The organism is Nocardia sp. CA-128927 (assembly GCF_050955855.1).
Taxonomy (GTDB): Bacteria; Actinomycetota; Actinomycetes; order Mycobacteriales; family Mycobacteriaceae; genus Nocardia.
Genome location: NZ_CP192087.1, coordinates 1,239,333 through 1,260,734 on the forward strand (window position 1 = coordinate 1,239,333; position 21,402 = coordinate 1,260,734).

The 21,402-nt window shown below is 68.0% G+C and carries 4 protein-coding genes; all 4 read left to right on the top strand.

Features of this window, described 5'->3' with window-relative positions; translation table 11 throughout:
* The first annotated feature begins 2 nt into the window (after nucleotides 1-2).
* The 4 genes from ACQPW1_RS05815 (at nucleotide 3) to ACQPW1_RS05830 (ending at nucleotide 21,370) form a co-directional block, all read left to right on the top strand.
* Complete coding sequence (locus ACQPW1_RS05815) at nucleotides 3-18,197, top strand: hypothetical protein (RefSeq protein WP_433661716.1); 18,195 nt, start codon at nucleotides 3-5, stop codon at nucleotides 18,195-18,197.
* A gap of 18 nt (nucleotides 18,198-18,215) precedes the next feature.
* Entirely contained in the window at nucleotides 18,216-18,482 is a 267-nt protein-coding gene (locus ACQPW1_RS05820) for a hypothetical protein (RefSeq protein ID WP_433661717.1), read from the top strand.
* 306 nt (nucleotides 18,483-18,788) lie between these two features.
* Nucleotides 18,789-20,591: a hypothetical protein gene (locus ACQPW1_RS05825; RefSeq protein WP_433661718.1), complete on the top strand. Its 1,803-nt coding sequence runs from the start codon at nucleotides 18,789-18,791 to the stop codon at nucleotides 20,589-20,591.
* Nucleotides 20,588-21,370, top strand: coding sequence for an ESX secretion-associated protein EspG (locus ACQPW1_RS05830; protein WP_433661719.1), 783 nt, complete (start codon nucleotides 20,588-20,590; stop codon nucleotides 21,368-21,370). Before ACQPW1_RS05825 ends, ACQPW1_RS05830 begins: the two co-directional genes overlap by 4 nt.
* Nucleotides 21,371-21,402: the final 32 nt, after the last annotated feature.

A 21,402-nucleotide genomic window follows, 5' to 3' on the forward strand; every position in this document is an offset into this window, starting at 1 on the left:
AGATGGACTTCTGGGACGGACTCCTCGAAACCCTCGGGTGGGTCGCCGGTAGCGACTGGCCCGAGGGCTCCGAAACCGGCATGCGCACGCTGGCCGACGACTGGCGCAAAGCCGCGCAAGAGCTGCGCGGCATCATGTCCGACATCGACGCGGCGAAGTATGCCGCGCTCGGCGCGTATCCGTCCGGTGAGGCGCGCGACGAGATCGCCGGCGCGTTCAACAAGATGAAGGATGGCACCGGCGCCAGCGGCGACGAGGTGAACAACAACCTCAAGAAGCTCGCGGAGTTCTTCGACAAGATCGGCGAATCCGCGGACGGCGTCGGTACCGAAATCGAGTACGCCAAGTGGATGATGTGGTCCTCGTTGGGCCTACTGGCGATCGAACTCGCTGCCGCGTGGCTGTTTCCGCCCACCGCGCCCGCCGTGGAGCTGGCCGCCATCGGCGCTACCCGGATAACGATCCGGATGATCGCCCGGCAGTCGCTCTTGGCGGCCCTCAAGCACGTCCTCAAGATGGCCATCACCAAGGGCGTCAAGTTCCTCTTCAAGCACGTCGCGCTCGACCTCGCGCTCGGCACCATCCAGGACCTCGGGATCCAGTGGATCCAGAAGGAGATGGGCAACCGCAAGTCGATCGACTGGGACCAGGTCAAGATGACCGCGATTTCCTCGGGGGCCGGTGCGCTCGGTGGTGCTGCGGGCGGCCACTTCATCGGAAAGGGTTTGAAGAACGTCGGTTTGGGCCCTGGGATGAAGGGTGCGATCACCGGGCTCGGCGCGGGCGCCTTCGGAGCGGCCGCCGGGTTCGCGCCGCAATTCGTGATGGACGGCCTGAAGAACGGCTGGGGCAACGCGCTCGACAACTTCGACCCTCGGATGATCACCGCCGGTCTGTCGAACGGCGCGATGTCGGGCGCAAACAAGGCGCGCGCCACCCAGTTTCACTTCGACCGGATGGGAACGCCGGCCGGTGTCGGTCCGATCAACGCCCCGCGGATCGGCGGCGCGGGTCTCTCGCCCGAAGGTCTCGGCACGACACACGGCGGTCCGGACATGCGTCCCGCCGGTGTCAACGGAGTCGACGCGCCGTCGCAGAATGGTGCGGTCGGCCAGGGTGACCACGGCACGGGCGGCGACCGGACCGGCGGCGACGGCGCAGGCGGTGGGGCGAACAACCGCGGCAACGGCGACGGATCATCCTCGCGGACCGACGACTCCTCTTCGCGCAGTGGCGATTCCGACTCCCGCGCGGGCGACTCGGACCGGACATACAGCACCGACAACGACCGCCAGCAGAGCAGCGGTGCGGACAGTCGTGGTAACGACGGCGGGCAGCAGCAGGGTGGTTCGGAGAGTCGCGGTAATGACGGCGGGCAGCAGCAGGGTGGTTCGGAGAGTCGCGGTAATGACGGCGGGCAGCAGCAGGGTGGTTCGGAGAGTCGCGGTAATGACGGCGGCCAACAGCACGGCGGTTCGGAGAGCCGCGGCAACGACGGCGGCCAGCAGCATGCAGGAGCCGAACCTGGCGGATCCGACGGCGCCCGGGCAGACAGCAGTCGCGCGGGCCTAGCCGACGGCGGTACCATCCACGACGGCACCAGCGAGACGGGCAACGGCGCCGACCGGTCGGTGACGCCGCAGCAGCATGTCGGTGTGGAGCCGGGAAGTGCTGCGCCAACGCATAATTCGGTCGATGCCGGGCGACCTGGCGGTGATGCTGCGGCAGCGCGGCCCGGCGGCGATGCCGCGACATCCCGGCCCGGCGGTGACAGCGCGGCACCTCGACACAGTGGCGACGGCGCCGCGCCTCGGCAAACCGGTGACGGTGCGACAGCGCGACCCGCCGGTGCGGATCCGGTGCGTGGTGGCGACGCCAGGCCCCAGTCGGGCGGTGAACCACGGGCAGCCGACTCGCGGGCCGGATCACCGGACGCCAAGTCCAGCACCGATCGCTCGCGCAGCGATTCGCGCGCGGGCGTCTCCGACGCGAATGGTGTTCGGGCAGGCGATGATTCGACTCCCGGAGTACACGCCGAGTCCAGCGGCTCCGAAGTGTCCAGGGCGCCGGAACAGTCGGCCGGCGCGGCGGACGAGCATGTGCGGGCGCATTCGGATGCGGACGAGAACGTTCGGGCACACCTGGATACGGACGGTCCGGAAGTCAGGAACAAGCCGGAAGACGGTGCACCGCAACATGACCGGCCGCGAGCCGGGGCCGAGCCACGCGCCGGGGAGGATGCCGCCCGCCCCGGCGCAAACGACTCGCAGCCGGTAGGCGATGCACCGAATCGGCCAGGCGACGGAGATTCCGCGCGGCGTACCGACGGCGATGACGCCGATGGTCGCCCACGCCACGACGACGTGCAGATCGTCCCGGTCGCCGACGCCGGCGCGGCCGCGCACCCGCGCCAGGCGGGAGCCGACGGCACGCCGCGTCAGCACGGCGCCGACGGCGACGGTCCGGCGCCGCGCCAGGACGGCGACAGCGAGAACAAGCGACCGCTGCAGCCCGACGATCCGAACCGCGGCAAGTGCGGCGAGCTCGTACTGAAGCGCCTGCATGACCTGTTCGGTGATCGAATTCGATTGCCGGAGCGGACAATTGGCGCGGACGGCATGACATCACGTGAGCTGGTCGGCGCCGCGGGCGGGCAGTTGCGCCATTTCGAGGGCGGCCACGACGCCATCTCACGGCAGCTGCTCCGGATGGGCGACGGCGCAAGGGCGCTCGTCGTGGACACCTACACGGGGCCGCGGGACGAGCACGGTGTCGGCGCGCACGCGTACCTCATGGTGAACGAGGGTGGCCAGATCAAGGTGCACGACCCCGGCATGGGGGCGGACCACGGTTTCCCGCCGCGGACACCGAAGGAAGTGCACAGCTCCAGCGCGATCATGTTCAAACCGGACGGCACGCCGGTCGACAAGGTGCCCAGCCACATTCGGGACGAACTGCTCGCCCACCCGAGCGACCTCGCCGGTGCGGGGCGGATCGGCAATCTGCCAGGACAGCACCACGGTTTCTTCCCTGCGGATCAGCCTGTGCCACAAGGCATGCAGCGCGGCACGGACGGGCTGTTACGGCTACCCAATGATCCGCCCCAGGTCTTTCGCACGCCCGACGGCAAATGGCACCACGTCGGCGACGCACCGGGAACGTTCCGCGACAAGGGCTTCCGTCTGACCGACGGCAAGAACTGGATCAAGGATCATCTCTCCGGCAAGGACTTGGCGTTCAAGGCCGAGCCCATCGCTGGGGACAAATACAAGGTCGAAGACCGGACGGCCCAGATCAAGTTGGGTGAGGAGTCCGCCAAGCGGATCAAGCAAGGCGAAGATCGTGATCTCGTCGCCGATAAGCTCCGGCCGGCAATGGACGAGTTCAAAGTCAAGAAGGACGGCAAACACGATTTCCATGGGTTGAGTGAGGAAAAGCTCAAGAAGCTGCTGCCGCGGCTCCGGCGGGAGATCGAGAGCCAGGCGCGACTCCCCGCGGACAAACCAGGGCACCTGACACCCGAGCAAAAGGCCGAAAAGCTCCGGCGTCTGAACGTCATGGAGTCGAACGCGCACGATTACAACAAAATCGGCAAGCAAATGGTCGAGACGTCCAAGACGCTCGGTGAATTGGGCGCAAAGGCATACGGTCTCGACCCCCTACGGCACCCGGGTGCGATTCAGATCTCGCCGTTCGAGGGCGCGTTCGACGGCAACAATTCCGTCGACATCGCGATCTTCCTACCCGCGCAGGGCGACACTCCCGCCAGGCTGGTAATCATCGAGGCCAAGGGTGTCGGCTCGGATCTGGGCAGCGCCGTGACACCCGAGGGCAGGGCACAGCAGGGCAGTCCGGAATACCTGCGCCGCACCCTCGCCATCGATGAAAATCTCGAGAAGATCCTGACCGAACCCGAGGCAGAACTGCTCCAGCGGCCCGAAGGCGCCGCGCTGCTGGAAGCTCGCAACAAACTGCTCGCGGCGCATCACGACGGCACATTGCAATTCGACTACCACAAGGTGCATGTCGACATAAAAGGCGAGGCGAAGTGGACGCAGTACAGCCTCCGCCGGGACGGTGTGCCGGTTCCGATGCACGAAATCGGCGGTGTCGTCTCCCAGCACAGCCTGGACGCGCTGAATCAGCCCAGTGCGCCGGATCCGAGTGGTCCTGACCCCACCGCGAACGGTCCGGTCCCGCAGGCGCCGGACAACTCGGTCAACCATCCGGATGATCGCCGCGGGCGCTGTGGCGAATTGTCGTTGCAAGAGTTGCGGGCGCTGTACGGCGGCGACGGTATTCAGATGCCGGAACGCACAATCGGCCCGGACGGCATGACCCCGGAGGAACTGCAACTAGGCGCGGGCGGTCACCTACAGCCGACCACCCATGCGGACACATACCAGCGACTGCTCGACCTCGGGGACGGTTCGTCGGCGCTGATTGTCGACACGTATTCGGGTGCCAGAGACGCGTACGGCGTTGGCGCCCACGCCTATCTGCTGGTGAACCAGGGCGGCGAGATCGTCGTGCGCGACCCCGGTGCCGGACTGGCCGATCACCCCTACCCGCCGCAGGCGTCGTCGAACACGAACGGCTCGCACGCCATCGTGTTCGACGGGCAGGGGAAGCCCGACCGTCCGCTGAGCGCGATGGATCGAGCCCGGTTGTCAATCGAGGCCGCGTCGCATGCGAATGCCACCTACCTGGACAGGGTCGGCCAGCCCTTCGACGGGCGGCCGCACGACACGACCACGCCGCACGACACGACCACGCCGCACGACACGACCACGCCGCACGACACGACCACGCCGCACGACGCGACCACGCCGCACGACACGACCACGCCGCACGACACGACCACGCCGCACGACGCGACCACGCCGCGCCACGACACCACCGACGACTCAGCTCCCCGGGTGCGCGACGAGGATGCGGAGTTGCCGCCCCGCGTGCAGGTCGAAGAGGCCGAGTCGCTGCGCAGGCTCGCCGATCAATACCCACAGGACGAGGCCCTGCGCGCGGAAGCCGATCGGGCGGCCGACCGAGTGCGCGAACTCGCGGAAAAGGGACTGATCCCCGAGGCCGATGGCTCGGGCGTCCGGAAACCACTGGAAACGCCGATCATCGACGACCCGGCCGGTCAGCCCACCGACCGACTGCCGCATCCGGAGTCCGAGCGTGCCCCGCGCGAACAGCCCGCCGACCCGAAGCAGACGCCCGAGGCCCCCGTCGAGCCGAGCGACGGCCGGGATCGGGATGTGCGTCCGGCGGATGCGTCTCGGCCGCAAGGCGATTCGGCGTCCGAGCCACGGCCGCGCCCGTCGGTGGAGGACCCGAACAAGACGCCGCCCAGCCATCTCTCGCGTGAGCGCGAGTCCGCTTCGCACATGCTGCCGCCGCGTCGCCCGGCAGAAGTACCTCGGCCACAAGGAGATTCGGCATCGGAGCCGCGGCCGCGCGCCGGGGTGGGGGAGCCGAACAAGGTCCCGGCCGACCATCTTTCGCGTGAGCGTGAGTCCGCTTCGCACATGCTGCCGCCGCGTCGTTCAGGGGCGCCGGTCGACGCCACGGATGGCAGTGTGCACACCGACGGCGGGCAGCCGGAGCCGCATATCGTCGACAAGTGGACGCCGCTGGACGCGGCACAGGTCGGCGAGGAGTTGGCCAGGCAGACCGGTCTGACGGTGTACGGGTTCGATCTGCGGGTAGATGCCGAGGTGGCCCGCGAAATCGCCAGGGGCATAGTCGAAATGCGGGCCAAGTACCCGCACGTCGCGCTGGACAGCATCGGTATCGGCGAGTTCCTGAGCCGGAACATGGCGGAAGTGTCGCCGAGCGTGCACCCCGAGACCGGGATGCGGTACGGGCAAACGATCCGGATCAACCAGGAATTCGTCCGTAGCTTGGCCGACTTCCGGGCGGAGGTCCAGTGGGGCGTCGACAACGGGCGGTTCGACGAGTCCGCCACGACCCGTCCGGTCTTCCAGATGGTGCTGCACGAATTCGGCCACGTGGTGGACTTCCACGGACAGCGATTCGCGCTGCATCCGGTGGACCCGAGCGATCCGAATTCGTTGACCTATACCGACAAGGTCCTGCAGGACCACTATCGGAACAGAGCAGCGCAGGACCCGTCGCTGCCCGACACCGCCGCGGGGTACCGCGAGTGGCTGCGCCAGCTCAGTCCGTACAGCTTCGACAAGGACGGCGTCTTCAGTCCGGGCGAAGCCGTCGCCGACGCCTTCAAGGATGTCGAGCTGCGTGGCGAGCGTGCGAGTGAGCCCGCACGGGTCATGCACAAGATGCTGACCGACTTGGCGAAAATGGGTCCCGATCCCCGAGTGCTGGTCCCACCGCAGCACGGCGACGGGGCCGCGCCACATCCACGCGCGGACGAGCCGGCCAGGATGGCGGCCGATCCGCCGCGCGATCCCGACTCCTCGGGCGACGACAGCGGCCGTCGGCACGAGAGCACCGAGGATTGGGCCGCGCGCATGCGGGCCGAAAATGCCGAGTGGACAGCGCGAATGGCCGCCGAGCACGCGGTCGAGATGCGCCGGATCGCGGATACCGAGCCGGTGGACTGGGCGACGCAGATGGCGGCCGACCATGCCGAATGGCGGGCTCGGATGTTGGCGCTGCGTGCGGAGTTCTCCCGCGATATCGCCGACGGTGTGCTGCCACGGCCCGCGGCCGAGGTGTCGCCGGAGGAGGCGGGCAAGCATCGGGCGCCCGAGCCGGACAGCGAAGTCCCGGAGCCGGGCGATGTGAAGGTGTGGCCGCGCGAGGATTCATCCGCGCAGCCGGAGGCCGATGGCGCCGGTGGCGGCAAGAAACCGCCGGAATCGACTCCGCCCGTTGGCGATCCGGGTGACGACGGCGCGAACCACAGCGATCGGCAGCCTGGTGACGAGTCGCCGCAGCCGGAGGCCGACGGCACGCCGCGCCCCGAGGACACGATCGACGCACGCCAGCACGAGCTGAACGCCGAGCGTGATCGGGCCGTCGCCGACCGGGACGCGCTGCAGCGCCAGCGCGACGAGCTGGCCGGTCGTCTCCGGGTCTCCTCGGAAAACGACTGGGCCGCACTGCATCCGGACAACCTGTCGGGAACCCTGGAGGAGTTGCGGGGGCGCACCATGGAGGTGCGCGAGGAGATGCCGCGCGAGCTCGCCCGCATAGACGAGCTGGAGCAGCTGGCCAACCGGGTCGCCGACGCCGATGCCGATATCGCCAGGATCGATCGCGACCTGGCGTTGCTGGATGCCGAACGGGAAGCGGCCGCCCGGCATGAAAGCCCGGAGGCGGAGTACGACCGCCTGCTCGAGGAACGGCGCGAGCTGGCGCGTGAGCGCGAATTCGCCAGGGCCAAGCGCGATGAGCGGGCCGACCACCTCGATGTGCGGGAGCTGTCCGGCGACGCGTTCGAGCGCAGGGTGCTCGAACTCTACGAGGAGGGGCGGACGAAGACGACCCGAATCCCCGGCAGCCTGGACTCGCCGGAACGGATCCGTCGCGACCCGATCACCGGTTCCGAACTCGAAATGCACAACCGCGCGATCCGCAAACTGGTCGAGGCCGTCGCGGAATTCGACCGGCTCGACGCCGCCGTCGCGGAGAAGGACGCGCGCCTCGCGCAACTGCACGACCAGGGCGTCGGCCGCGATCGCCCGCCCGCCGACGACCTCGCCTCCGACCTCGATCGGATGGCGCGCGAGCGGGCCGACATCTTCCGCGACACCAAGGCGCGGCGCTCGATGATGTCGGATCTGGCACGGCGGCTGGGGATTTCGGAATCGGAGCTCGGCCCGCATCCACGTCAGCTGGAAGAGACGCTGGAGTATCACCGCTCGCGAACGATGCGGGTGGACAACGGTGAGATGGCCGAACGGCACCGGATGCGCGACGCGCTGGAGGACGCCGCGCGCGACGTGCTGGACGCCGACAACGCCATGGGCAGGCTGCAGGACGACATGGCCCGGATCACCGGCCTGTGGCGCGAGCTCATCGAGGCCGAGGGCGGCCGGATGGTGAACGACCGCGTCGGCATCGTCTACGGCGAGCGCCCGCGGATCGTCGTGTTCGGTCCGCGCGCGGAATTCGACCACCCGCGGGCAGGCCACGACCGCGATCTCGCGCACGCCATCCGCACAGATCCGTCGGTGGCGCAGGCGATGTTGCGGCACCCGCGGATCGAGTACCGGCAGGTCGTGACCGAGCAGGACGGCACGTGGCGACAGGTGCCGATGGGTGGCCCCACCGTCGAGCGCACCGCCACCGGCTGGATCAACGGCGACCCCGGCATGCTGGTCGTCCGCTGGCAGGACGGCGAAGGCCAGTGGCACGCAGTCGATCCGACCCGACCGGACTGGCGCACCAACCGCAACAACGACACACCCGACGCTTACAACCAGGGTGATCCGGACTGGTGGGCCGGCCTCGCCGACTTCATCAACGACGTGGCGACGCCCTTCGAGGACATCCCGCCGGGCCACATCGCGAAGAACATGCTTCCGATGAACCCGATGAGCGCGCCGGTCGAGTACTTCGAGGGCGGTGTCCGGCCCGACGACGTTGTCGATATCCACGTCGGTGGCGATTTCTATGCCATCCAACGGAATATCCGCACCCTGCTCGCGGCCATCGACCATCCCGCCGTCCGGGATTGGATCCACCGGCACCCGGCGATCGGCGGCTGGGTCGAGGCGCGGCCGTGGCTGCAGAAGATCCCGCCGTTCGGCACCGTGTGGTCGTCGTTCCAGTGGCATCGGCCGCCGGAGACCAACATTCAGCCGATGTTCCGCCGGTGGGAGCCGGCCGAGCACGCCAGGGCCGATCATCGGGTCGAGATCCCCGACTGGTTGCAGCGCTCGATCGACACCGACGTGGCGAACTGGCGGCGGGTCCAGGATTGGGCGGACGCCGAATACGACCGCTTCCGCGCGGACGATCAGCTCGCGGACCGGATGGTCGAACCGCTGGCCGAATACCGGGAAGAGCAGCGGCGGGTCGGTGCACAGGAGTTGGTCGATCGGATCCGGAAGGAACTGGTCGACCCGCATCGCGGCGTCGATATGGGCCGACCCGATGTCGACCGGCAGCTGCAGGTGATCAACGAGGACATCAACCGGATCGCCAGGGACGTCGTCGACCAGTTCAGCTCCGATGCTCCGGCCGACATCAGGGATACGGTCGCCGACATCCGGCAGCAACTGCTGGATATCCGGAACGAACGCCCCATCACCGCCGCCGACATCACCCGGATCGTCGACGAGTTGGCCCCCGGCATGCGCCCGTTGCCGCCGAAGATCGACGACCACGCGAAGCCGGATCCGTTCCGCGACACCGTGGACGGCGAATCGGCAACGCCGAGACCGGAATTCCCGGAGTTCACCAGGGATCAGCTGCAGCAGATCCTCGATCACCTGATGCGCGACGAGCACCTGGCCAGCGACTACACCGACCCCAGTGGCAAGCCGGTGAAGCAGCGGATGGATCAGCTCGCCGATGTGGCCGAGGCGATCAACCGGATCGTGGGCGGCAGGCCGCTGCCACAGGACGTCGTCCTCATGCTCGACGCGCTCGCCGAATCCGACTATCTGCGCGATCCGGCGAACAAGGGCAAGACCTGGCACGACGCCAACGCGTACGCGGTCGCCGAGGGCTTCCACTGGGACGCGAACCGGCCGCCGTTGACCGGCGACCGCGCCGGTGTTCCATACGCGCCGGAACCGCTCGCGGCACCGGAACCGTTCCTGCCGCGGGACCGCTACGAGTTGGAACTGTCCAAGGCACGGGACCGTTGGGAGGTGCGCACCACCGCACTGCTCGACGCCGTGCGGTTGGCCGGGATCGATCAGGCGGCCCTGTTCGGCGCCGACGATCCCGCTGCCCACTTGGCCGACCTCCGGGCACAGCAACCGGACGCGGCCGGTCAGCGGCGCATCGACGAGGTAACGCGGGCACTCGACGCGTTCGACGACGCGGGCGCGGAGGTGCTGCGACTCGAGCAACGCATCGAGCAACACGATGTTTACCTCGACCGGGCGCGCGCGGTGGCTCGCGGCGAGGTGCCGGAACTGCCTGCGTCGGACCCGGATTCGCACGCGCGACCGGAACTGCCTGCGTGGGAAGCGGATTCGAACAAACGACCGGAACCGTCCGAGGAATCCGCACAGCAGCAACGGGTTGCCGAGAAATCCGCACAACAGCAAAGGGTTGCCGAGGCAGAGGCACAGCACCGGCGCAACGAGATCGATCGGCTAGAGCGAGCCAAGGCCGACGCCTTGCGCGCCAGGGACCAGGCCGAAGAACAACTGCGCCAGGCGCGCGACCAGGCCGAAGCCGAGCAAGCTTTCGAACAGCAGCAGCACGCCGTACGCGACGCGGCCGAGCGAGATCAGCAACTCACCGATCAGCTGCGGAAAGACACTCTGCTCGAAGCAGGTGCGGAGCCGCTCGACGGAGTGCCCCCGATCGGCATCATCCCGGGCGATCCGCCGCAGGCAGTAGTCGTGGTGCGCGGCGAATCGGCCGACCCGACGACGCTGATCGATCGGGCCGCCGCGGTGCACCCTGAGCTCGACGATCTCGTTGGGCCGAACCGGGACAACGTCATCACTTTCCGCCTCGTTCCCGGCGAAGACGGTCGTACGCAGGTGCACCGGTTCGATCCGCCGGACGCGCCACCGTTGGCCGCATCCCGTCCAGAGCCCGATGCGCCGAGTGATGGTGGTGCGAAGAAGCCGCCGACCGGTGAGGTGCCGGAGCCGAGCGAGGTGCAGAGCACCCCGGCCGCGGATGATGCTGCGGCACAAGCGAAGCCGGGCGAAGACTCGGGTGCGGTGGACAAGCCTGTCAGCGAGTCGAACAAGCCTGCGGGAGAGGCGGATAGGCCAGGAGAGGCCGACCGACCGGTAAGCGAGACGCCCGAGCCTGCTGAGGAAGGCGCGGCGAACAGGCCACCGCAGCCACACACGTCAGGCGATGAAGGTAGCGCCGACCCCGCGGCCGCCCAGCAGTCCGGTGATCCGAGCAGTCCGGGTGATCCAGGTGATCCGGGCAGTGGCAACCGTCCACCGGTCGGCGAGCAGTCCGGACAGTGGTCGACGGCGGGCGAGCCGCGGCCCTACACGCCGACCACCCGGAATGCGGAGTTCGAGGGGCTCGTCGACCAGATCACCGCGGCCGCCGACAACGGTCAGCGCCTGCTCGACCAGGCGCGCACGACGCTGCGCGGACTCGGCGTGAACCCGGACGGCATGAACGCTCGCGAGCTGGAGCAGGCCGCTCGGGCAGCTTCGGACAGCGCCGAGGCCCGGGTCACGGCACTGCAAAACCAGCAGCACGTGCCGTCCGAGGAGATGGTGCGGTACTTCGACGATCTGAAGGCGGCACAGCAGCACTACGGCGAGGTCGCGCGAGCGACCGGCGAAGTGACGCGGACGTTGGGCCAGTACCACGAGTCGATGCGGGCCAAGGGTGAACTGCGCGTCGAGGCGGCCAGGGTGATCGCGCGCGATGTGCTCGCGGCGGAGGGGCAGCCGCTGCCCAATGCTGACGGTGTCGCCGTGCTGCCCGGCGACGCACAGCGGTTGCTGGTGGCTTCACCGTCCCAGGCGCCGGACCACATTCTCGGTTCCGACCTGCGTGCCCAGCTGGCTCGACAGGGTGTCGAGGTCGCCTACCGGCAGGTGCTGGTCGACGATCAGGGGCGGGTGTCTGTCGTCGATCTGGTGCCACCGAGCGGTCCGGACCCCGCGGGCGGACCGATCCAGTCGACCCCGCCTGCACCCGGCGGTGGCACACCGGCCCGGACCGGCGAGTCGAATGACGGTGCGGGAGCGAACAAGCCGCCGAGCGAGGGGCCACGTTCGGGCGACGAAGCTCGCCGCGGCGAGGTGAAAGCCGATGAGGCACCGGCGGATTCGGCCGTGCAGCCCGCGGCCGACGGTGACGGTGGCGGTGGCGGGAAGAAGCCCCCGCAACCGCCGACGCCGCCGATGGTCGGCGATCCCGGTGACGGTGATTCCAACGGTGCCGGGCAGCGTCCGCCGGAGGGTGGGCCCCCCGGCCAGCCGCACGAATCCGATTCCGGTGCTGCGGATCTCGCGCACGCGGTGGCTCGGGTCGAGGCCGCGCCGACGTCCGGTGAAGCACTCCGTGTCGAGGTGCTCAGCGAGGGCGCGATGCTGATGGCCGAGCGGGTCGAGCTGATCACCCTCGACGACGGCACCCAGCTGATCCGTAAGACGCTCAGCAATGTTCAGCACGCGGACGCGGAAGTGCTTGCGGCACTGATCGGTCGCGCCGTGGGCGCCAACGTGCCGCATATCGTCCGGGTCAGCGACAACGTGATCTACATGCAGGTCATGCCGGGCGATTGGGCCAGCGCGCTGCACCCCGGTGCGTGGAGCCCGCAGCAGACCGGGCTGACCGAAACGCCGGGCGGGGTCCGCCTCGGCCTGCTCGACACGCTGATCCGGATGCCGGACCGCGGCATGACGAACTGGCTGGTCACCCCGGACGGACTGATCAGCGCTATCGACCACAGTCTCGCCTTCGGCGGCGGTCGGCGCCCCGACGCCGAGACCAGCAGCGGGTTCGCCCATCACTTCCTCGAGCCCGGCCCCGACGGCACGCTGCAGTGGCGTCAGCACGACCTGAGCGCGGCCGAGCTGGCCGAGATCCGCGGCCGGATCGAGGCGCTGGAACCGGAATTCGCGGATCACCCGGACTGGCATCAGTCCGTCCTCGACCGGTTGACGAAGCTCGAGCAGAACGTGCGGCCGGACACCGATCCGCCCCAGTCGGACGGCCCATCCGACAGGCCGGACAAACCAGGTGGCGGCAGCCCGCAACGCCCCGGTGGTCCCGAGCGGCCCGGGGCCCCCGAAAACCGCAGTGGCGCACCGAGTCCCGAGGGTTCTCCGCAACCTGACGGCGCATCGCGCCCCGAGGGCACCCCGCAACCGGACGGCGCATCGCGACCTGAAGGCACCCCGCAACCCGACGGCACCCCGCAACCCGATCCCGCCCCGGTGCACGAGGCGGATAACGCCGAACGCCGCGCCGAATTGGTCGAAGCGCGGGATCTCGCCGTCGAAGACCTCGACGTCGCGCTCCGCAGGCGCAACGAGCTGGCCGAGTTCCTCGGCGTCGACCCGGCCGATGATTGGGCGGCACTGCGGCCGGGCGAGAACCTCGCCGAGACCCTGCGGGAGTTGCATCACCGCCATCCCGACGGGCAGGAGTGGATGCCGCACGACCAGCTCCGCGTCGAAGAACTGGAACGGTTGTCCAACCGGGTACCCGAGTCCGAGGCAACGATCGAGCGGTTGACTGCCGAACTGGCCCGAATGGATGCCGAGCACGGTCCGCGGGAAACCCGCGAGGCCGAATACGACCGCCTGCTCGAGGAGCGGGGCGAGCGTGCGCGCGAGCGCGAAACCGCCCGCGCGACAAGGGATGAGCTTGCTCGGCGACTCAATGTGAACAACCTGACCGGCGATGCGTTCGACCGGCGCGTGCTCGAGCTACACAACGAGGCGCGCAGCAGGACGGTCCAAGTGCCGAGCAACCTCGACAGTCCCGGCAAGGTCGTGCACGAACAGGTGGCCGGGCCGGAGCGGGAGATGCGCGACCGAGCCATTCGCCAATTGGTCCAGGCTGTCGAGGAGTTCAGCAGGCTCGACGAGGCGGTCGGCCGGATCGACACCAGGCTCGATGAACTGCACCGCGACAAGGTGAACCGAGACCGTCCGCTCGCCGATGACGTTGTCGCCGCACTGGATCGGCTGGCCCGTGAGCAGGCAGCCATCTTCCAAGAGAGCAGGCGACGGCGCACGGTCATGGAAGACCTGGCCGAGCGGCTGGATGTGCCGCTGTCCGATCTCGGACCGGAACCCCAGCGGCTGGCCGAGACGATGCAGCGCCAGCGGGAGCTCGACGACGGCACCGATCCGCACCGGCCGGCGCTGCTCGAGGAGCTCGGGAACGCCGCAGCCGACGTGATCAGGGCCGACAACGCGATGACCCGCCGACAAGACCAGATGACCCAGCTCACCGACCGGTGGCACGAGGTTGTCGAATGGCGCGACACCATCGGCGCCGAGGGCGGGCGGATGGCGACCGACCGGGTCGGCATCATCGAGGGCGACCTGCCCCGGATCGTGGTCTTCGGCCAGCAGCCCGAGTCCGCGGGTCCACGCGCCCTGCACGATGCCGCGCTCGAACACGCGATCCGCACGAATTCCGCGGTCGCGCAGGCGATGTTGCGGCATCCGCAGATCGAATACCGGCAGACCACGCCCGGGCGAGACACTGTGGTCCACCCGGGACCGCCGGTGGAGCGGACGGCGACGGGCTGGATCAACGGAGACCCCGGCATGCTGGTGGTCCGCTGGCGCGACAATGACGGGAACTGGCATTCGGTCAACCCGAGCAGGCCCGACTGGACGGTCAACGTCGACGACGAGGGCAGGTTGCGTCGTGGCGATCTTAGGAAGAACTACGACCCGGGCAACCCGGATTGGTGGGCCGGCCTCGCCGACTACATCAATGACCTGGCAACACCTTTCGCCGATATCCCGCCGGGGCATATCGCGAAGAACATGCTGCCGATGAACCCGATGAGCGCGCCGGTCGAGTACTTCGAGGGCGGTGTCCGGCCCGACGACATCGTCGATATCCACGTCGGTGGCGATTTCTATGCCATCCAACGGGATATCCGCACGCTGCTCGAGGCGATCCGGCACCCGATGGTGAAGAGGTGGATCCAGGGGCACCCGGCGATCGGGGACTGGGTCAAGGCCCGGCCGTGGCTGCAGCGGCTGCCTCCGTTCGGGACGGTGTGGGCCGGTTTCGACTGGCACAAGCCACCGGAGACCAATATCCAGCCGCTGTTCCGCGACTGGGAGGCCGGCGAACACTCGCCCCTCGACGCGCATGTCGAGATCCCCGAGTGGTTGCAGCAGGTCTTCGATCGGGAGATCGCCGACTGGCAGCGGGTCCAGGACTGGGCCGACGGTGAATACGACAGGTTCCGCGCCGACGACCGGCTGGCCGACAAGATCGCCGAGCAACTGGCGCACTACGGCGAAGATCAGCAGCAGGCAGGCGCGCGCAAACTCATCGACATGGTGCGCAAGGAACTGGTGGACGCGCACCGCGGCATCGACCCGACCCGGCCCGACGTCGCCGAGCAACTGGATCGGGTCGACCGGCAGATCGACGACCTGGCCGGGCGCGTGCTCGGCCTGTTCGACAGCAATGATCGAATCGCGGTGCGCGACACCGTCGCCGACATCCGAAACCTGCTGCTCGATGCCCAGAACAACGGCCGCATCACCGAAGACCTGCTCAATCGGATGGCCGAGGAGCTGGCGCCGAACATGTGGCATGACGCCACCGCCGAAGGTGCCCTGCCGCCGCCGCGCTTCACCAGGGAGCAGATCCAGCAGGTGCTCGATCACCTCATGAACGACGAGCATCTGGTCACCGATTACGCCGATCCGACTGGGCGAGTGGTGAAGCGGCGGATGGATCAACTGGCCGACGTCGCCGAGGCGATCAACCGTCTGCTGGCGGGCGAGCCGCTGAAGCAGGACATCGTGCTGCTGTACGACGCGCTGGCCGAATCGGAGTTCCTGCGTGACCCCGAGAATCGGAACAAGACCTGGCACGACGCGAACACGCACGCGGTCGGCCTCGGCTTCCACTGGGACGCGGACCGACCGCCACTGACCGACTGGCGCACGGGCATCCCGTACGCGGCCGCACCGCTGCCGGAGTCGACGCCGTTCCTGCCGCGCGACCGCTACCAGCTCGAATTGTCCGAGGCGCGAGGCACTTTGAGCGCACGCACCGATGCGCTGCTCGCGCTGGAACAGCGCATGGGCCTCGACCCGTCCTGGCTGTTCGACACCGACGAGCCCGTCGACGCACGGTTCGCGGAGCTGCGGGCGCAGCAGCCGGACGCGGACGGCCGGCAGCGGGTGGACGATCTGGAGCAGGCGTTCCGCGACTTCGAGGACGCGGCCGCGGAGGTGCGGCGGCACGAGCAGAACGTCGCACGCCACGACGCCGCGCTCGAGCAAGCACGCGCGTTGGTGCGGAGCGGGCAGCCGGAACTTCCGGTTGCGGAGACGCCGTCGGGTGATCGGGACGATGCCGATGCGCAACGCCACGCGGATGCACAACGGGATGCTGACGCGCAACGGGATGCCGACGCCCGGCGTGAGGTGGAGGAACTCCGGGAGCGTCTCGAAGCGGATCTGGGGCAGGCTCAGGATCGACTCGATCGCGCCGAAGCGGCGCGCGCCGAGGCCGCCGAGAGTCTGTCCATGACTATCGAGCCGCACGAACTGCGCTCCGACAGTGAAATCGAAGCGCGCGCAGAGGATTTGCGGGCGCGGACGTTGGACGTCACCGAGCAGCAGGCCCGGCTGGCCAAGGTCGCCGAACTCGAGCGGGCGGCCAAGGACTTCTTGATCGCCGAAGCCGAAGTGGGGCGCATCGAAGAGGAACTGGGGCGCGCCGAGACTCGTGCCGAAGCTCTGACACCGCTCGATCCGAGCACCGGTGATCGGATCCGTTCGGACGCGGAGAACGCGAACCAGCAAGAACCGCTGGGTGATTCAAAGCCCGCACGTCCCGGCCCTGACCGCGACGCCTCCGATCATGCTGAGCAGTCAGCTGATTCGGGTTCGATGGTGAACCGTGACCACGATGGTGGTGATGATTCCGATCGCTCTGAGCAACCACTTGATCCGGGCTCGGCGACGGATCGTGATCGCGACGGTGCTGATGATTCCGATGATGCTGAGTCGTCAGCTGATTCGGGATCTGCGCTGCATCGGGATCGGGAGGCCGAACCGGACTCGGATCGTGATTCGGAGACTGACGAGCAGTCGGATGAGGCAGGGTCGGACCGCGGGACCGACGATGGTGGTTCGAATCGCGATCGCGGGTCTGACAACGGTGACGTTGGCGGCGGGGACCGCGATCGTTTCGGCGGCGGCGGTGAGCCGAACGCGCCGATGTTCCGTTCGCACATACCGCATCCGCCGCACGACTACGAGTTCGAGTTCCCGCCGGAGGTGGGGCCGCCGCTGAAGATTCACGTACCGATGCCGGATGTTCCGGACAAGGTGGAGCCGCCGCAACCCCCTGTGCCCCCGCGCGTTCCGCCGACGACACCGGTTCCGCCACGGAATCCGGTGCCTCCGACACCGCCGCACACGCCGCGACCGACCACGCCGACGACACGGCCGACGCCGCCGACGACTCCGCCGACCACTCCGCCGACGACGCCGCCGACCACTCCGCCGACGACGCCGCCGACCACTCCGCCGACGACGCCGCCGACCACTCCGCCGACGACGCCGCCGACCACTCCGCCGACGACGCCGCCGACCACTCCGCCGACGACGCCGCCGACCACTCCGCCGACGACACCTCCCACCACTCCTCCGACGACACCTCCGACGTCGCCGAATCCATCGCTGCCCCCCGGCCTGCCCGATCTGCCGTCGAACCCATTCCAAGAGCTTCCCCCCTACCCGGGACAGCCTGGGGCAGCACCATTCCCAGGCCAGCCGTCGCACCCGGGACAGCCCGGCCAGCCCCAATACCTCGGCCAGAACGGGCAACCGCCGAACCAGTGGCAGACCAACGGCACGCCGCCCGCCGACCCCCAGCAGCCGATGATGCCGCCCCCGATGATGCCGCCGATGGCAGGACCAGGGCCCGGCGCCGCGAGCTCACGCACCGGCGACCGCCGCCGCTGGAACGGCGAGAACGATTCGCGCAGTAGCGAAATCGTCATCCAGCCGCTCGACGGCGGCCGCCTGGCGACGTTCGATCCGGAAACCGGATCATTGCGCGCGATCCCGACGGCCACCGGCCCGGTGGGTGGAGTTCTCGGCTACTTCGGCGACGTCCTCGCCGTGTTCTACCGAAAGTCGGGCCGATTGACCTTGCGCCTGGGCGCCAACGAGTTCGACCTCGATGCTCCCGCCGTCAACGTCGGCTGGGAGCACCTCGGTCCGCAGCGTGCGCGCTTCCAGGTGCGCGTCGACGGCGAGCCCGTCGTCGATTTCCCCTACCCGCTCCAGGGCCCGGGGAACGACCTGGGTCTGCTGATCCGCGACGTTTTGGCCGACCCGCGACAATGTGCTGGAGTCTTCCATTGAGCCGGATGAGGAGGAATCATGCACTTGGACTACCCGGCCGAGGACGAACTGCGGCAAAGCTTCGCTGAGGCGCTCGCCTCGGTCCGTAGCGGTGGCGGCGTCTCCTCGGACAACGGTCTCGACCTGCGCACCGCGAACGCGCTGTGGCAGATAGCCGACGCCTATCCGCGCGTCCCCGACGATCTGATCGCGGCCGCCGACGCCGCCTTCGCGGGCCAACTGGACGGCTCCAACGCGGCGGCGCGGCAAGCCGCGATCGACCGTGCGTTCGAGGGGAACGAGTGAGGCGGACCTAGCCACAACACCCCCGCGGTCACCGGCAAATCCGCTGGTCAAAGTGCGTTCAGCGCAAGCGTGCCACCAAGATTCGGGTCTGTACATGCGGGGTGGACGCTAGTACCCATAGAATTGGCACGCTGTAGGAACTGGCTGCGATGCCGACGTGCGCACACAACGTCAGCAGCGTCGTAGCTACGAGGAGGGCCAGTAGCGGATGAGTGATCCGGCGCAAGACCGTGATTCAGTGCCGAGGGCGGGCGGGCAGCCTGCCGTCGCCGCATTCGGAACTTCGAGTCGGTCAGGGGTGCGGCCGTGACCAGTCCGTGGGAAGGCCTGTCCGGTCAGGCGAAGGACGGCGTACTGCAACTGAATCCCGGCGTGCTCGAAGGGCTCGCCGGGGAGGTGAACAATGCCCTCGGCAGAGTGCTCGCCGTGCGTGGCCAGGTCAACCTCGTCGACAATGTGAAACCGTTCTCGAAGCTCGGGTCGAGTGAGGCATTGGCGCAGCGGTTCTCGGATAGGGGCCGGGAGCTGGGGAAGATACTCGACGATCACGTCGAGATTCTCAACGACATGATGGACACGTTCATCGCGGCGGGAAAGCACTACAAGAACACCGACACCGACAGCAAAGTCGACTTCGACAAGTTGCAGAAGTCGATTGTCGACAAGCCGGGTGCGCTGACGAACAAGGATCGGCCGGGGCCGAAGCTCAGCAAGGAGCTGCATTCACCCGAATACCGCTACGGCAGCATGGAAAACGGCGGGATGCCGAAGAGTGCGCTGGAGCCGCCGAACGGGGTGAAATTCGACGGGTCCAAAGTGCACCCGGAGGACCCGAATCCCATTTCGTACGAACGGTACGTCGAGATCCACGAATCGATGTGGAAGAGCGAAACCATGGCGGACAACCCGAGTGCGTCGTTCGTGCAAGCGGCGCAGGGCGCTGCCGATTGGCGTTGGTTGGCCAGCGAGTTGAACGAGAAGTTCGACGATCTCGTCAACAAGATGATCAGCGTCGACAATGACTGGAAGAGCCCGAACGAGAACGGCGGTGCCGAGAAGGCGCGGGCCGCGGTGGTCGCCTACGGCAAGCACACCGACGATCTCATCGCGAATATGGGCGTCATCGGCGACATGCTGGAGTACACGTCACAGTGGATTTGGGCGACCGCGCACGATATGGGCGACTGGGACGAGATCTACCAAAAAGACGGTGAGACACCCCAGCAGTTCGAACAGCGCCAGCACGAAAACATTCGGCAGCGCGCCATCATGGCGATGAATGACGCGTACCTGCCGGGGCTGCGAAACACCGACAGCAAAATCGCGATACTGCCGCCTGCCATTTCGCCGACAACCGGTCAGCAGCCGGGGGAGCCGGGCAAGACCTCGACACCGGGCGGCCCGCCGGGACCGCCCGGACCGCCCGGACTGAACCAGCAGCAGCTGCAGGCGAACGCCGAGCAGCAGCGCAAGCTCAAAGAGCAGGCCGACCAGCAGCGCAAAGACATGGAAGACCAGATGCAGCGGGTGCGGCAGGAGCAGGAGCAGCGCGCCGCACTGCAGCAGAAGCAAGAGCAGCAGCGGGCCACGCAACAGGCCGCGCAGCAGGCGAGTCAGCAAGCCACCCAGATGGCGTCGCAGATCGGCCAGCAGCTCTCGCAGGCCGCGCAGCAGATGGGGCAGCAACTGGCCAGTGCCGCACAGCAAGCCGCGCAGCAAGCAGGGTTGGCCGGACTGCCCACCCTGCCCACCCTGCCGAGCATGAAGGATCTGGAGGAGCAGGCGAAGAAGGCCCTCGGCACCGCGTCGTCCAAGGGCGCCGGTGGCCCCGGCCCCGGCAGCGCCGCGAAACCGGGCGGCGTCGGCCAGAACCTGGACAAGGCCTCCAAGTTGTTCCCACGCGCCGAGGCGGTGACGAACGCGGCCGCGACCGGTGCGCGGGCGGGTCTCGCGTCGGGTGCCGGAATGGGCATGGGCCCCGGCCCCGGTCCGGGCGCCCAGGGTCAGCAGAAGGAGCACAAGCGCGCCGACTACCTCGATTCCACCGAGCACCTGGAAGACGCGATCGGTGACGCTCCGGTCGTAGTCAAACCTGTTGTAGAGCAATGAACCGTACTTGGGAATTCACCGATGTCGAATTCGCCGCCGCGTGGGAGGCGATAAAGGAGGAGTACCTGCCCAAGCCGTTCGTCTACACCGGTAGCACCGAGCTCTACGACGAACATCGCCAGGAGAAGATCGATGCCTGGCAGCGGATACGCGCGCGCTGGGGCCACGAATTGGAAGACGTGCTCGCCTCGGTCGTTCGTCCGGATATTCGGGTCATCATCCGCGGTATCGACGGCCGTGACGCGAAGAATCCGAAAGGCTCGATCAGAATGCTTGCCACACGTAAGGGTGACAACGCATATCTGATCGTGCAGCAGCCCGGGGAAACCATTTGGCACGCGGCGGGTTTCACCCTCATCGAGCACGAGGTGCTTTCGCTGGCCGATACCGTCTCCGCCGCGTTGCCGAAAGTCGATGCGGGAAAACAGGCGGACTTCGAGTTCGCCGGGCAGAACAACGGTGCGGGCATGGACTACTCGTACGGACGCTCGAAGGTGCAAGACCTCGGTGACGAGCAGGCGAAACGTACCGAATCGTTCAATCGTGCGCCGGCGACAACCGTCGGCACAATCGAGGTCGAGCAGGCACAGTCGCGATTCGGTCCGCGCGGTATCAGTCGCTTCCATCTCGCTTGGCGTGACCTCGTCGATGACGGGCGTTATGTCATTGTGCCCGGTCATCCATCGACCGTTGTCGCCGCGGACACCCGGCGGTTGACCGGACTGATCAACAATCAGATCGCCGAGGTGGTCCGTGCCATCAAAGACGAACGCGTATAAGGAGTTGTTAAGGAGTTGACATGCGTGAGACG

Bases quoted from the DNA above. Each gene is read 5' to 3' on its own strand.
- ACQPW1_RS05815 (WP_433661716.1), top strand. From the start codon at position 3: ATGGACTTCTGGGACGGACTCCTCGAAACCCTCGGGTGGGTCGCCGGT.
- ACQPW1_RS05820 (WP_433661717.1), top strand. From the start codon at position 18,216: ATGCACTTGGACTACCCGGCCGAGGACGAACTGCGGCAAAGCTTCGCT.
- ACQPW1_RS05830 (WP_433661719.1), top strand. From the start codon at position 20,588: ATGAACCGTACTTGGGAATTCACCGATGTCGAATTCGCCGCCGCGTGG.